At 54.6% G+C, this 14,227-nt stretch carries 12 protein-coding genes and 1 other RNA gene; 6 read left to right on the top strand and 7 right to left on the bottom strand.

Annotated elements, in window-relative coordinates:
- Nucleotides 1-67: 67 nt before the first annotated feature.
- Complete coding sequence (locus QA596_05320) at nucleotides 68-403, bottom strand: hypothetical protein (GenBank protein MDG5766878.1); 336 nt, start codon at nucleotides 401-403, stop codon at nucleotides 68-70.
- A gap of 243 nt (nucleotides 404-646) precedes the next feature.
- Entirely contained in the window at nucleotides 647-1,339 is a 693-nt protein-coding gene (locus QA596_05315) for a YggS family pyridoxal phosphate-dependent enzyme (GenBank protein ID MDG5766877.1), read from the bottom strand.
- A gap of 293 nt (nucleotides 1,340-1,632) precedes the next feature.
- Here QA596_05315 and QA596_05310 point away from each other — a divergent pair, with 293 nt between their 5' ends.
- From QA596_05310 to rnpB, 3 genes are all read left to right on the top strand, one after another.
- Nucleotides 1,633-2,538, top strand: a complete 906-nt coding sequence (locus QA596_05310) for a Nif3-like dinuclear metal center hexameric protein (GenBank protein MDG5766876.1) — start codon at nucleotides 1,633-1,635, stop codon at nucleotides 2,536-2,538.
- A gap of 25 nt (nucleotides 2,539-2,563) precedes the next feature.
- Complete coding sequence (locus QA596_05305; protein ID MDG5766875.1) at nucleotides 2,564-3,301, top strand: hypothetical protein; 738 nt, start codon at nucleotides 2,564-2,566, stop codon at nucleotides 3,299-3,301.
- A gap of 47 nt (nucleotides 3,302-3,348) precedes the next feature.
- Nucleotides 3,349-3,738, top strand: an RNA gene (gene rnpB, locus QA596_05300) — RNase P RNA component class A.
- A 232-nt stretch (nucleotides 3,739-3,970) separates the two neighbouring features.
- Here rnpB and smpB read toward each other — a convergent pair.
- The 4 genes from smpB to QA596_05280 form a co-directional block, all read right to left on the bottom strand.
- Nucleotides 3,971-4,447: an SsrA-binding protein SmpB gene (gene smpB / locus QA596_05295; GenBank protein MDG5766874.1), complete on the bottom strand. Its 477-nt coding sequence runs from the start codon at nucleotides 4,445-4,447 to the stop codon at nucleotides 3,971-3,973.
- A gap of 110 nt (nucleotides 4,448-4,557) precedes the next feature.
- A complete protein-coding gene (locus tag QA596_05290; protein MDG5766873.1) occupies nucleotides 4,558-4,983 on the bottom strand; it encodes a hypothetical protein in 426 nt (141 codons plus the stop codon).
- Nucleotides 4,984-5,125: 142 nt separating this feature from the next.
- Entirely contained in the window at nucleotides 5,126-6,313 is a 1,188-nt protein-coding gene (locus QA596_05285; protein MDG5766872.1) for a site-2 protease family protein, read from the bottom strand.
- Between the two features lie 212 nt (nucleotides 6,314-6,525).
- Complete coding sequence (locus tag QA596_05280) at nucleotides 6,526-7,761, bottom strand: arginine deiminase family protein (GenBank protein MDG5766871.1); 1,236 nt, start codon at nucleotides 7,759-7,761, stop codon at nucleotides 6,526-6,528.
- Nucleotides 7,762-7,978: 217 nt separating this feature from the next.
- Here QA596_05280 and QA596_05275 point away from each other — a divergent pair, with 217 nt between their 5' ends.
- The gene (locus QA596_05275; GenBank protein MDG5766870.1) at nucleotides 7,979-8,866 is read left to right on the top strand and encodes a transglutaminase-like domain-containing protein; all 888 of its coding nucleotides are present in this window, start codon (nucleotides 7,979-7,981) and stop codon (nucleotides 8,864-8,866) included.
- A gap of 54 nt (nucleotides 8,867-8,920) precedes the next feature.
- Here the strand turns inward: QA596_05275 and QA596_05270 are convergent, their stop codons facing one another.
- Nucleotides 8,921-11,650: a glycosyltransferase gene (locus QA596_05270; protein ID MDG5766869.1), complete on the bottom strand. Its 2,730-nt coding sequence runs from the start codon at nucleotides 11,648-11,650 to the stop codon at nucleotides 8,921-8,923.
- Between the two features lie 154 nt (nucleotides 11,651-11,804).
- Here QA596_05270 and QA596_05265 point away from each other — a divergent pair, with 154 nt between their 5' ends.
- Nucleotides 11,805-13,403, top strand: coding sequence for a peptide chain release factor 3 (locus QA596_05265; GenBank protein MDG5766868.1), 1,599 nt, complete (start codon nucleotides 11,805-11,807; stop codon nucleotides 13,401-13,403).
- A 78-nt stretch (nucleotides 13,404-13,481) separates the two neighbouring features.
- Nucleotides 13,482-14,114 (top strand): ComEA family DNA-binding protein, encoded by a 633-nt coding sequence (locus QA596_05260; protein ID MDG5766867.1) that lies wholly within the window; start codon nucleotides 13,482-13,484, stop codon nucleotides 14,112-14,114.
- The last annotated feature ends 113 nt before the right edge of the window (nucleotides 14,115-14,227 follow it).

Raw genomic sequence — 14,227 nt, 5'->3', positions numbered from 1 at the left:
TGAGAGCAGGATACATGGTGCATACCTGCAATTTAACAGTGTGATTCCAGCATTACAACAGAAGACCTCAGGATCGGAGCTTGTTTTTAAGAGGCCGGTCAGGTTCTCGCTGCTCCCGTTTTTCCGGGAAATCGGGATCTCTGCGGGCCTCTTTGAGCCGGGGATTGCCCAGGTCGGCATCCACCACAATGGTCTCCAGGTTTTGTACGCGCTTGATCAGCTGCTCCTGGCGTTGCTCATACTCTTCGAGCCGTTGCTTTAGATTGATGCCGGTGGTCATCTGCATTTTGGCATGCATGCGTTCACGGAGAAAGCGAATGATCATCACGGCAATCAGAAAAGGCAGGCCGAAGACCGCCGCTATCGCAAAAAAGGGGATTAGTGATTCCAATAGACTTTCCATGGGTGTGTTTGTTGGGAAATAGCATCAGCAGGTACAGGAAGCGTGCCGCAAGGGATTGCCGGTCAGTTGACCGCCAACGCTCCCCGTAATCGAAAAATGCTTCAGTCAGCAGTGGGTCATACCGGGATTTACGCTTTTCTCGTGCTCCTGTTTCAAGATAAAAAATATCGCATAACCGGGAATGAAAAGAAAGAGAGGTTGCCTGGCGGAGCGGGTGGGCAGAAGTCGACACAGGGTGTGCGGTCAGTTGTCGTAGTCCCTTGACCCGAAAATGGTTGAGCCGACGCGTATGATGGTCGCGCCCTCTTCTATGGCTATATCGTAGTCGCCGCTCATGCCCATGGAGAGCTCCTTAAGCCGAATCCGCTCGCTTTCGTGGGGATGATGCGCCTGGAGCAGGGTTCGAAGCGTCCGGAATTGCCGCCGGATCAGCTCGCGATCGTCGGTGAAGGAGGCCATCCCCATCAGGCCCCTGACCGTAACGTGTTTGAGTCCGGCCGTATAGTCAAGTATTTCAGCAAGCGCATCCGGTTCGCACCCGCTTTTCTGGTCTTCGCCGCTGATATTCACCTGGATAAGCACATTAATGGTTCTGCCGATCCGTCCAGCCCGTTTTTCCAGTTCTTTGAGATACTTGATTTTCGACATGGAATGGATCCAGTCGACCCGGTCCACCATATCCTTGATCTTGTTGGTCTGAACCGTACCCACCATATGCCAGGTGATATCTTCGGGAAGCAGGGGCATTTTGGCCGTTAGTTCCTGAACCCGGTTCTCGCCGAAGTCCCGGATCCCGGCATGATAGGCCTCCATTATCGCTTCTTCCGGATGGGTCTTGCTGACGGCCACGAGCCGAATCTCCGAAGGATCCCGGCCACATGCCGCGCATACCTGCCTTATGTGCTCATGTAACGTTCTGATATTGGATTGTGTCACGGCTTTTCTGTTTCAGAGATGGATGAAAGAGACGACTGGAGAAACCGGCAGGGCGAAACGGTCATCCGTGTTTACAGTCCCGTAATAATGAAATCAAAAGATACGTTATTTAAAGTGAAGATGAGAACCGGCAACTTCTTTTATTTAAGTGAAAAAAATGCTATTTTTCTTTTCTGACAAAAATTTCTGACAGCATCAATTATCGTGTACTGTAAGAAACGTTTCCATCTTAGGTATAATCCTGCTTTCGCCGGTGTGACAGGCGAGCAGACGGGGGGCTGCTCACCGAGAATATGAAGTACGCCATCCATCATATCCTCGGGTTTCTGGAAGAATGGGCACCACAAAGCACCAAGCTCGAGTACGATAATGTTGGATTACTTGTCGGAGATGGAAATCAACCGGTCGAACGCATCCTCACCTGTTTGGATGTAACCCCGGAAGTTGTCGATGAGGCGGTTGAAACCAGAACAGATCTCATCATTGCCCACCATCCGCTAATTTTCCGGAAGCTTTCCCGCATCACCCCGGCCGATACCACCGGGTCCCTTCTCTATCGGTTGATTAAGGCAGACATAGGCCTGATCGCCGCCCACACCAATCTCGATGCCGCCAGCGAAGGTGTTTCCTTTGTACTGGCCGAACGTCTCGGACTGAAAAATCAGCGTTTTCTCAAGCAGGATGAGAGTCCGGTGGATGTCCCGCCGAGTGGAGCCGGAGCAGGTAGGACGGGCGGACACACGTCCCGGGATGCGGGCAGCGGGACGGCTGGAGAAGCGGCCGAATTCCCTAAAGCTACAGGTTTCGGTGTGATTGGCGAATTTGATCAACCGCTGCGGCCGGAGGAGTTTCTGAAGCATGTAGCGCAACAGCTGGACAGCCGGGGCATTCGTTACGCCGGGTCTCCCGATGAAATCACACGTGTGGCGGTTTGCGGGGGTTCGGGATCGTTTCTGAAGGACGAAGCCGTTCGGCAGAAGGCAGATGCTTTTGTTACGGCCGACCTGAAGTATCACGATTTCTTTCTCGAAGCTCCGGATGTTTTACTGGTGGATGCAGGCCATTATGAAAGCGAGGTGCCTGTTGTCGGGTTGCTGCGCGATCGTCTGCGTAACCGCTTTCCGGGATTGGCGATTTCTTCCACGCAGGTAAATACCAACCCGGTCCGATATTTTCAAGACAAAACAAAACAGGAATAACGAAGCAAACAGCAATCAATACCCTATGGTAGAAGTAATCCAAAAACTGACCAATCTGCAATTTATTGACAACCGAATTGACGAGCTGAAGCGGCTTCGGGGTGATCTGCCGGAAGAGATTCTGGATATCGAAACCGAGGTGGCGCGACTGGAGAGCCGTATCAAGCGATCCAAAGCGGAGATAAAGGAGCTGGCGATGGAGAAATCCAGCCTGGAGCTGGAGATCAAGGAAGCCGAGTCGCTGGTGGAAAAATACGAGGAGCAGCAGCTTTCGGTGCGCAACAACCGCGAGTACGACGCATTGACCAAAGAGATCGAAACCCAGAGGGGAATTATGAGCAGTTCTGCTTCCCGTTTGGAGGAGATCGCTGTTCAAGCCGAGTCTCTGGAAAAGGTGGTGTCCGAAAACGAGGTTAAACTGGAAGAAACCCGCGCGGCTCTTCAGGGAAAAAAGGACAATCTCGACAAGCTTGTAGAGAGCACGAAGAAGGAAGAGGAAGAGCTCAGGAAAAAAAGAGAAGAGGCGACAAAGGGCCTTGAATCGAGATATCTTCGCAGTTACGAACGTCTTCGCAAGGGCTTGAACAACGGAATGGCCGTAGTGCCCATGGAGAAAGGTTCCAGTCTGGGCATAATGCTTCCTCCCCAGGTTCAGGTGGAGGTTCGCAGAAAGAATAAAATCATCATCGACGAAAATTCCGGCCGCATCGTTGTTGATCCCAGCTTTTTTGAGGAAGCCCGCAAGCAGCTGAAGCTCAATTGAGCGGACGGCACACGCAGCCGGTTTTCTAATCGTTATTTCAGTAGTTGAAGGATTGCCGGGCAATCGCTCTTCAAAGCCGCTTGCGGCTGCGGAGGGAGGAAAGTCCGAACACCAGCGGACACCGCGCCCCGGGAAAGCCGGGGAATCCCGCACAGCGGGATATGGAAAGTGCCACAGAAAACAGACCGCTCCGGTACGCCGGAGTAAGGGTGAAAAGGTGGGGTAAGAGCCCACCGCCCGTTTCGGTAACGGAACGGGGCAAGGTAAACCCCGCGGGGTGCAAGGCCAAGCATGACAGTGTGCCGTCCGCCACAACACTGTCGGGTAGGCCGCTCGATCTCATCAGTAATGGTGAGACCAGATAAATGGTTGCCGGTTTGTGTCGCCGCCTGTCGGTGCACAGATCACAGAATTCGGCTTACAGGCAATCCTTCCTCTTTTTTTTCGGCCCGGTACCCCGTTACGGATCTGCGGGCTCCAGACATCAGGCAGAAACCACCGGGTTGCCTGTTCGTCTCTGTCGGTTCATCCGTTCGGCATTGCAGGCTTGCCGGCCCGGTACCGCCGTTTGTCATGGACGGCAACTCCCTTCTGTTTGACAAGCCCCCTCGCCAACAACAGCGGTGTCGTGTCGGATGCCGCCGATGCATATGTCCGGCGCCACCCGTATCAGATCCGTGCTTTCTTGATTTCACGGGCCATGTCCCGCTTCACATCCTTCTCCGCGATACTGGCCCTCTTGTCGTGTTTTTTCTTGCCTTTCGCCAAACCCAGCTCCATTTTGGCCAGCCCCCTGGTGAAATAGAGCCTGAGTGGCACCAAGGTTACCCCTTTCTGTGACACCGCACGATCCAGTTTTCGAATTTCATCACGCTTCAGCAGCAGCTTGCGGTCACGGCGCGGCTCATGGTTGTTATAGGAGCCGTGCTCAAACGGCTTGATGTAAAATTCTTTCAGCCACACCTCACCCTCTTTCATGTAAGCGAATGCATCCCCGAAACTGGCATTGCCCTGGCGGAGCGACTTTACCTCGGTTCCGGTCAGTACGATGCCCGTCTCAAACGAATCCACTATGGTAAATTCGTGACGTGCCTTGCGGTTGTTGATCGCGGGTGTTCCTGTCTTTTGTTCTTTCTTGCTGGCCACGGGCGTTGTGAAATTGAATCCGCACTTTGTTGTTGGGGTGCGGGGGTGTATGGGTGTAGAGTGTATGGCGCAAGTTAAAAAGAATGTCGCTGAAAACGGAATTTGACCGTTTATTCCGCGACACCCACTGGAATATCCCGGTCCATTTGCCGGTAAATGCTCTCGATAAGTTCCACGTGCGTTTGTGCCTGGGAGTTGTTTTGATCCAGTTCGAGCACCCGGCGGTAGTGTCTCAATGCATCGGACATCCGCTCGCCCATCGCCAGGTGATCGGCCTCGTGCGTCAGATAGTTGGCATAGGCGAGATGTGCTTCCGCCCTGAGCCGGGTGATTTGTTGCGGATCCGGCCCTTCGGCACCATCCCGGCCGGCCCGGTCTTCTGCGGAATTCAGTTGTTCAAAAGCCTCTTCAAATTCTCTGGCTTCAATGTGTTGAGCTACAGCATCCTGCAGATTGCCGGGTTCCGGCGACCGCTCCGTACAGCCGAAGATGATAACAAGTAGTAAAAGAAGGGGTGTGATTTTCAGGATAGACATGGGTTTTCGGGTCAAAACGGTTTTCGGATTTCTCGGGCTAAAGCCGATCGTTACGAGGCAGGCCGTATCAGAATAAAAGCGAACACAGCACGGTTTTCTTACGAACGATCGGGAGTTATAACAGCAAAACAGGTTCGACGGTTCAAAGGAAATAAATCGGATTCGGACTGATACAGAGGAAAAAAATGATCATGCACAGCCAGCCCAGGATTTTTCTTCCGGGTGTGAGCGGTTCTTCATAGACGACAGGCGGATGTTCGATTTTTACCAGAAACACGATGAAAAGGGACCAGAATATCCATATGGTGAAACCGGAGAAAACGGAGGGTTCAAACAGCCGGAGCAGCAGCAGGTTTCCGGCGAGCACAACCCCCAATCCCCCGAGTATCCATCGGATATCATGCCGGAAAGCGCGGTCCAGCAGCAGGAGGGCGATGAGAATCCAGAGGATCCAGGCGACGGCGGTTTGTGGAATATCGTAGCCGGAAATAAGGGTATTGATCAGGGGGATGGCACCGAGGCCGGCAAGGGTCAGTACCAGGACGAAGAAACCGCGGGCCGCCAGACGATGCCTCCGGTAGCCGATGAGCGTATAGAGGATGTGGCCGCCGTCCAGCTGACCGACCGGAAGCAGGTTGAGTGCTGTGAAAAAGAGTCCCAGCCATCCGGCGAACAGAAACGGGTAGTGGTACAACTCCCACATCGGCGGGACATTATCGAAAAATGAGGCGATGAAGGAGAAAAGCAGGGTGTTGCCGAGCGTCATCACCTCGATATCGGAACGGTTTTCGCCGGCAAGCGGATCGTCGGGAAAGGTGCCGTGTTCGGCAATATATTCGTTGATGGCTTCGTGTCCGCCAAAGTTTTGCAGATAGTCGGGGTCGGGAAGAGTCGCGAAACCGTACAGCAGAATAACAAGTGCCACGATGAAACCGGCAATGGGTCCGCTCGCCCCGACATCGAACATGTGGCGGGTATGCTGAATTCTGCTTTTGATGCGAATAACCGCGCCGATGGTGCCGATCGGTGATATCGGAAGCGGGATGAAGTACGGAAGGGTAACGTGGATACGGTGCCTGAGCGCTGCGAAGTAGTGGCCGAACTCATGCACCCCGAGAAAACCCAGCAACAGTACGGCAAATAACACCCCTTCCCAGAAGATCATGTCCATCAGATAGGGGAGGCCCTCCGATGAAAACAGGATGACGCCTTCCGGGATCCCGGCGGTATGACCTACAAAAAAAGCACCGGTAAAGGAGGTCGAAATAAAGGTCAGTACAAACAGCAGCAGATGGCGGAACAGAATTCGGCCAGTCAGTTCATTGCCCACGAAACCCTCTCCGTTTTATTCGGTTGATCATTTGCATAGGTTGAAGCAGGGAAGTGGAAGGTATACATAGGCTGATTACATGGACTGATGCTCGTTTTTGGATGGCTCCCCGGCAGTAACGATTACCGGTCGGGTCATGCTGAAGGCGCGATGGCAGCCAGCAGTGCGGACCAGGTGTCCGGACACTTGCATTATGCAAACGGCCGGCCGTCTCAAATGGTTTCTTCACGTCTGGAAATGGGCAGCGTCATACAGCGTGCGCCTCCTCTGCCGCGGCACAGTTCATTCGCCTGGAACGTAATCGCGATTTTCTGACCTGCCGCTGGTGCGAAGGGCATATTGCGCCAGGTTCGGGTAAACGACTGCTGATCCATGATGGTGTAGCCATGTTGCGCCAGCGCGTCAAAGGTGTTGGTGTTCCGGTCATAGCCGACAATGACTCCCGGCGCCAGGGCAAATACATTGGCCCCGTCGGTCCATTGTTCGCGGAACTGATTTGTGAGATTATCCCCGCCGCAGTTAATGAAGGTCAGTTCCCGTTCCAGCAACTCTTCCAGCGTGTCATGAAGCGACTTCTTACGGGTAACGGTGATATGGCCGTCGATCGAAGAAAAAACGGAGATGTTGTCGGTCCGGTGGGTAATTGCAGGAGGAAAGACGATACATTCATGCGGACTTGCGAATGTGAAGATCGTGTCCAGGTGCATGGATGACCGTTGCTTGGGGATGTCGACAGCGACCACATGCTTCACGCCGTGCTGAAGCAACTGTTCGGTGATGCTCATCAGTCCGCTGAAGGTGGTTCGTTCACTCATCCCGACCATTACCACCTCGGGAGAGACCACAAGAATGTCACCGCCCTCGACACTGTCCTGCTTGCCGATGTGGATGATGTTGTTCCGGAGGGTTTTTAGCATGGGGTGGAAACGGACGATCGTCTCCATCAGCAGGAATTCACGGGCACGGGCCGCCTTGGCCGCCCTTGAAAGTATGATGCAGTCATTCACAACGGCTGCCAGGTCGCGGGTAAACAGCAGGTTCGGGGCCGGATCCAGCGAAACGTGGGGTATGCCTGGGGTGGTTCCCGTGACGATGAATTCCAGCAGATAGGATGCGTCAAGCTCCAGCATCTGCCGGCGCAGCAGCCCGATATTGCTGCCGGGGGCGGAGCGGATCAGCTCTTCAATAAAAAAGGAGCGCGCCTCCTCTTTCTTCAGCGTTACAAGGGCCAGGTCACAGATTTCAAACACCTTGTCACGGTCGGGGAGTGCTGTCCGAAAGATATCGATCATGTCGAGATGCTCCTGCCGGGCATCCGCCTCAAAAATAATATCGTCAAACAGAAGCTGTTCCCGCAGTTCGGGGTTGACGAGTGAGACCTCGTGACCGGGCGTGTGGACTATGACCGCCTCAAGCGGACCTGTTTCCGAGTTTACGTTCAGATTCATTTATCGTGGCCTGAGTGGAGAGAATCGGCATTATTGCCGTCTGCCGAATGAATATCAAAGGTAAAGGGAGTTCCCAAAAGCTCAAAATCATTTTAAACGATTCCAGAAGGCGCTATGTTACCATCTGTACAATGGCAGGATGCTACTCAAGAGCGCGGGCACTGGATGCGGATCGCGGTTTGCAGCTCCTGCCGGACACTAACGATGCAGGGCTACGTTGACATCCGCCGATACCCATAAATCGACAACCTCGTCCGGACGCAGCGAACTCCGGGCTTTGGTCTCTCTGCTGGACGACCCCGACCAATTTGTTCAGCAGAAGGTTGAAGAACGGCTGTCGCAGCTGGGGGAGAGTCATGTCCCTTTGCTGGATGAGATCCGGAGAGAGACAAGCGATACGGCCATCCGGCAGAGGCTTTCGGAGATGATTCATGATATCACATTTCCCTCTCTGGAACAGGAATTCGCCGAGTTTGCCGAAAAAGGAATCCGATCGAACGAGGATCTGGAACAGGGGCAGCTTCTGTTGAGCCGGTTCGACAACCCGACCCTGCGCACCGACCTCTATCGCCGCCAGCTCGACAGAATGGCTTCCCGTCTTGAACCGGAAGTCCGGTCGGAGTTCTCACCGTCCGACCAGGTTCGCTCGTTTGTCTCCTTTTTCTTCGACAAGGAGTATTTCAAGGGCGCAAAAAAAGACTACGCGAACCCGGACAACTCCTTTCTGCACAAAGTGCTTCAGCGCAGGCGCGGCATTCCCATATCGCTGAGCATGGTGATGCTGTTCATCGCCCGCCGCATTGACTTCCCCCTGTATGGTGTCAATATGCCGATGCATTTTCTGGTGAAGTACGAATACGGCAACGACTCCACCATGCTCGATCCGTTCAACAGCGGCCGGGTCATCACCCTTGACCAGTGCTCCTATTTTCTGAGAAACAACGGCATCACACCCGAATCCGCCCATTTTGAGAAGGCCTCCGACTGGTCGATTATGGCAAGAACCCTGCGCAACCTGATAATCAGCTATGAGGAGCTCGGGGAGGGAAAGCGGATGATACGGCTCAAAAGGCTGCTCGGCTATGTGATGCAGGCCCGAACATGATCTGCGCCACACCGCTTCCTGCAGCTTCCCTGATGTGATGTCGCCGGGCGCCCGCTACCGGCCATGCGATATATAGGGGTCGAAAACTCTGGCGAGCTCCATGAATTGCGCTGATTGCTCCTCGTTTCCGTTTCTTCGGTGGATTTCAGCGGCTGATGCCAGGACTTCCGGATGGGTCGGGGACGCATCCATCAGTTCCTTCAGAAATACGGCCGCAAGCTCATAATCCTTTTCGCCGATGGCAATCTTGAGGCGGTAGATCTGCATCTCGGGCGGCAGCGTTCCGTCGTCAAGCCGGTCCAGATACCGCTTGCATCGCGAATAGATGGTACGTTCGAAGTAAAAGCAGACCAGATCGTGGTAGAGTACGGGATCGGGGGCGAGATCGTCCAGCTGCTGTTCCAGATGGCGAAGCACTTCGCGCTGGTTGGCCGCCATCATTAACCGGATAACGGACCCGAGTTTGTCAGGTGGAAACTCCGCGTGGAGAACCCTGGTTTTCTGTTCACTGGTGAACAACTCCTGGAAATAGTCCAGCAGGTGTTTCTCCGGATAGAATGGATTGATGAGATTGCCGAGGAGCACAAATTGGTGGAGGGGGTCGTCGCCGGTTCGGTCGGATGGGAAACGCGGCGCATTCTGCCACTCCTCGTGAAAAAGTGCGGCGTTGTGCCAGTAAGCTTTGCCGTAGTGGATCAGACCCAGATCCCTGGTTGTGGTTTCCGAGGTATGGTGGACAAACTGATCGCGCGCAATGACGATACGGTATCCTTTCTTGCGGATCCGGCAACAAAAGTCGGCATCCTCAAAGAAAGCAAGTCCGTACTGCTTGCTCATGACCAGGCCCGGCTCGTTTCGGAAGGCCATGCAATAGCCATCCACGAAGTCGGTTTCTGCAAGGTCGTCGATCTTATCTTCCGTGGTGTCGCCGTGCTTCTGTTCGGGGTGCCAGGTGTGGTCGGTGGCCGGCACAACAAGGCCGATGTCGGGATTTTTCTCAAGCAGCAGGCTCAGCCGCGCGGGTAGTGCGGATTTCAGGACAACGTCGTTGTGCATGACCAGGGTGTAGCCGTCGCCGGCCCTTGCAAGCCCCTGATTCACTGCGGCGGCAAAACCGAGATTTTGTTCGTTTCTCAGGACGGTGAGTGGCAGGTTTTTTCGAAGCAGCCCTTCGAGGTACTCCGGGGTATCATCAACAGAGCCGTTGTCGATTACAATCACCCTGGTGTTTTCACGGGATGTGAACCGGAAAACGGAGGTGAGGCAGTGCTCAAGATCGGGCCGCCGGCAGGTTGCCGTGGGGATGATGATGCTCAGCGGAAGCTGGGAAGCCACCTCCCGTGGGGTGTTTCCGGGCGCCGGCTCGCCGCTATGTGCATCAGATGTTTCGGTTTCGGTTGAATCTTCGCCTTCGCCGGGTTCGCCAGGTTTGTCGGACCCGGGCTGTTCTCCGGGTTCCGAAGGCTTGGAAGCTTCCTGCTGATCGGTGGCACCGGATGGCTCGCCGGTTGCCGCAGGTTTGCCGGATGCGGATGTCCCGTCGGCATCACTGACCTCAGAGGGCTCTTCGTTTTCGGATGGTCCGTCGTCATGGGATTGCTCAACGCCCTCGGAGAATGTTTCGCTGTCGGAAAGTCCATCGATCTCGTCGGGATGGGGGGCGTCAACGGATGTCTGCCCGCTTTCGGAAGCTTCGCCGCGTTCAGCGGATGCGTGAGCATCAACGGCAGAATCGGTGGGATCAGCTGCTTCTGATTCCGGCCCGGCCTGATCTTCGGAAAGCTTGTCCGGTGCCTTCGTATTGTCGTCACGGCCGGTACGTTCATCCCGTTTATCCTGCGTGGCCTCCGGTCGTGCCGGCGGATACCGGTGCTTTACCTCCGCGGCTTCCACATAGCGTCGCATCCGTTCGAGAATCTCCACTTTGAAAGTGCGGGCCCGGCGGTGATCAGGGTCAGCTGCAAGAATACGATTCAGCAATTCGAGAGCGGCGACACTGTTTCCTCCCTTGTACAGGGCCTGGGCTTCATTATACAGGGGTTCCAGGCTTTCGGCCTCTTCCTCAAAATCGGTATGCCCGAACGTTCTCAGCATCCGGAAGGCTTTCTCCTGACCTGAGAGCGAGAGTTCCGGGATTCGCAGCAGGGCAAGCACACACTCCTTTCTGCTCCGGTCATCCATCGGCTCACGGTCATCGTCATCAATACAAAATGAGGGTACGCGGATCGGGTCGGAGTCGGGATGCAGCCGGATGGCCCATTCGGTTGCATGCCTGGTGGTCCAGTGCGGGTCTGCAAACGTGCGGTTGGGACGGATTCTCTTGAGATCGAACAGATAGTGCCGGTCTTTGGGCAGCCGGTCGTTTTGAAGCAGTTGAAGCCATTCCAGAGCATTTTCGGGCAGCGGGTCTTCGGATCCCACAGCTACCTGGGCGCCGGAACCGCGAAGCAAATCCATTGCATGCTGTAACGGTTTCCGGTGGATTGTCTGCAGGCTTTCGGGAAGCCAGAGCAGGCGGCCCCGGGCTACTTCTATTGCCGAGTTCAGGGAGTTTCCGCGGCCGCGCGTAGCTTCATGTTCAAAAAAGTAGGTCTGCTTGTGCTGATAGTGCTCCACCAGTGATCGGATGGCATCGCTGGTTCCATCCGTGGATCCGTCATCGATAAAAAGAAATTCACAGGGGATGCCTTCCAGCGCGTACAGCGCTTTGAGTGTGGGTTCCACCCGCTCCTTTTTGTTGCGAAATATGCAGATGACCGACAGTATGGGATCTTGCTCGCGCACGGATTGCCTCCTGGTTCGATTCCGGTGTCGGGGTAATATACAATGATAATGGCAGGTAGTCGAACGGAAGCCTCGGCAGGATGCTTGTCTCAATCCCGTCAGGCAAAAAAGAGTGAATATTCGTATATTACCAAGCTGTACAAAATAACTGATTATGGCTCCCAGACAAGAAAATGGCATTGCCGGCGAGGTCGCGCGCAGACGGACTTTCGCGATAATTTCCCATCCCGACGCCGGTAAAACGACGCTCACGGAAAAGCTTCTGCTGTATGGCGGCGCAATCCATGAAGCCGGCTCTATCAAACAAAGGAAGGCGGCACGGCACGCGGCGTCCGACTGGATGGCTATTGAGCAGGAACGCGGTATCTCGGTCACCTCATCGGTGCTTCGCTTTGAAAAAGACGGGATCCGCTATAACCTACTCGATACACCGGGTCACAAAGACTTCTCGGAAGACACCTTTCGTACACTGATTGCCGCCGATTGCGCGCTCATGGTAATTGATGTCGCGAAGGGGGTGGAAGAGCAGACCGAGAAACTGTTCGAGGTCTGCCGGCTCAGGAAAACCCCGGTTATCACGTTCGTGAACAAGTGCGACCGTCCCGGGATGGAGCCCCTCGAAGTGCTTGGCAATATCGAGGAAAAGCTTGGGATACCTGCAGTGCCGGCATCCTGGCCGCTCGGGTACGGACCGGAGTTTCAGGGGGTTTACGATCTGATTAACCGGGACCTTCACCTCTACCGGAAAATGAAGCACGGCGCCCGGAAAGCCGAGGCCGAACTGCTGCCCCTGGAGGAAGGGCTGGATGCGAGCACGCTTGGCGATGGTACAAAAGGGGAATATCGGGAGATCATCGAGCTTATCGCGGATGATTTTGGAGGCATGGACATGGAAGCTTTTGCCAGGGGTGAAGTCACACCCGTATTTTTCGGCTCGGCATTGAACAACTACGGCCTGGATCTTTTTCTCGATCACTTCTCGCAACTCGCCCCGGCCCCGCAGCCCTACGAAACCGATAACGGAGAGCTGCGCGACCTGCAAAAGGACTTTTCCGGATTCATCTTTAAAATGCAGGCCAACATGAACCCCGAACACCGGGATTGCACGGCGTTCATGAGGGTAACATCTGGGGTGTTTGAACGCGGTATGGAGGTGACACTCTCGGGTAACGGGCGCAAAATCCGCATGGCCACTCCCCACAGTCTGATGGGCGAGGAACGGAAATTGCTGGACACAGCCTATCCGGGCGATATCGTGGCGCTATTCAACCCGGGGGATTTCCGCATAGGCAGTACCCTGCATTCCGGCGGACCGGTAAACTTTGACGTGATTCCGCTCTTTTCGCCGGAACATTTTCGGAAAGCGTCCTCCAAAGACCCCTTCAAGAGAAAGCAGTTGCGCGAAGGCCTCAAACAGTTGTCGGAGGAGGGAGTCGTGAATGTTTTTGAGATGCCGGATGGAGTCGGTAACGAACTGCTGCTGGGTACGGTAGGCGCCCTTCAGTTCGAAGTGGTGGAACACCGGATGAAAACCGAGTACAAGGCCGATATTGTTTTGAGTCCGACCTCCTATATGGCGGCACGATGGCTGCCGGATAACCCCGCAGTGATTGAAAAACTCAAAGCCTCCTACTCCACCAACGCCACATATGATATCGACGGAAACCCCATCGTTCTGTTTGAAAGCATGTATGCGCTGAATTCGGCGGTGGAGGCGGTGGGTGAGGAGAATCTGCTTCAGTTCAAGAAGTGACCGTTGCGTGATGGCGACGGCAATGTATTCTGTTACCATTTTGTGCGACTGATGTAAGGAGAGGCAGATTCGGGAATCATGGGGGTAGTCAATCCCGGTCAATTCGTTCTTATCATGTTCAAGCGTCGCTGGTTTTTCTGGATGGAGCGCCTTCAAATCACCCCCGGTGAACGGCGTGTGATGCTCAGTCTGATGGCCGTCAGTGTTTTGCTGGCCGGCTTCAGTCTGTTTGGTCCGGCCCGGACCGTATATGATGAATCCTACTACGAGCCGGTGCTCGAGGAATTTCATCGCTTGTCCGGGGTGCGGGCGGATGAGCGGGACGTCATACTGGCGCGCTACCGTCCCGGGGGAAATCGTCCGGCCTTTACAGCTTCACTGATGGATGGACGGTGGCATCCGTCGGAGTCGCCACTGTTAGTAGTTCGCCATACGAGTGATCCGCCGGTGAAAACTGCAAGAGAGTCCGGAACGGATACGCGTGACAGGCCGCAGGGGGATGGTTCGGCAAATGAATCCAGGGTGAATATCCAGATAGCCGATCGTGAAGCATTGATGAGTCTGCCGGGTATTGGTCCGGCCATCGCCGATCGTATTATTTCCTATCGCGAGTCGGAGGGTCCCTTTCGCGAACCGTCGGATCTTTTGAACGTATCGGGAATCGGACCGGTTACATTGGAGAGGATCCGGGATCTCGTCTATGTCGAATAGCCGGTGGCAGCCAAATATACTTCCGGTTCCTTTTTTGCGTTTCAAAGAGATAGCGCAGGTTTCGATGGGTGTTTTACTTGCGGCATTTTGCGGTAAAAGATTCCGCGCTGGCA

The organism is Balneolales bacterium ANBcel1, from assembly GCA_029688905.1.
GTDB lineage: Bacteria > Bacteroidota > Rhodothermia > Balneolales > Natronogracilivirgulaceae > SLLW01.
The sequence above is the reverse complement of the archived record's forward strand: the minus strand, read 5'-3'. Positions and strand labels throughout refer to the sequence as shown.

Excerpts from the sequence above, each read along its gene's own strand:
- QA596_05320 (MDG5766878.1), bottom strand. The coding sequence starts at position 403 with ATGGAAAGTCTATTGGAATCACTAATCCCCTTTTTTGCGATAGCGGCG.
- QA596_05310 (MDG5766876.1), top strand. The coding sequence starts at position 1,633 with ATGAAGTACGCCATCCATCATATCCTCGGGTTTCTGGAAGAATGGGCA.
- QA596_05305 (MDG5766875.1), top strand. The coding sequence starts at position 2,564 with ATGGTAGAAGTAATCCAAAAACTGACCAATCTGCAATTTATTGACAAC.
- QA596_05290 (MDG5766873.1), bottom strand. The coding sequence starts at position 4,983 with ATGTCTATCCTGAAAATCACACCCCTTCTTTTACTACTTGTTATCATC.
- QA596_05280 (MDG5766871.1), bottom strand. The coding sequence starts at position 7,761 with ATGAATCTGAACGTAAACTCGGAAACAGGTCCGCTTGAGGCGGTCATA.
- QA596_05265 (MDG5766868.1), top strand. The coding sequence starts at position 11,805 with ATGGCTCCCAGACAAGAAAATGGCATTGCCGGCGAGGTCGCGCGCAGA.
- QA596_05260 (MDG5766867.1), top strand. The coding sequence starts at position 13,482 with ATGGGGGTAGTCAATCCCGGTCAATTCGTTCTTATCATGTTCAAGCGT.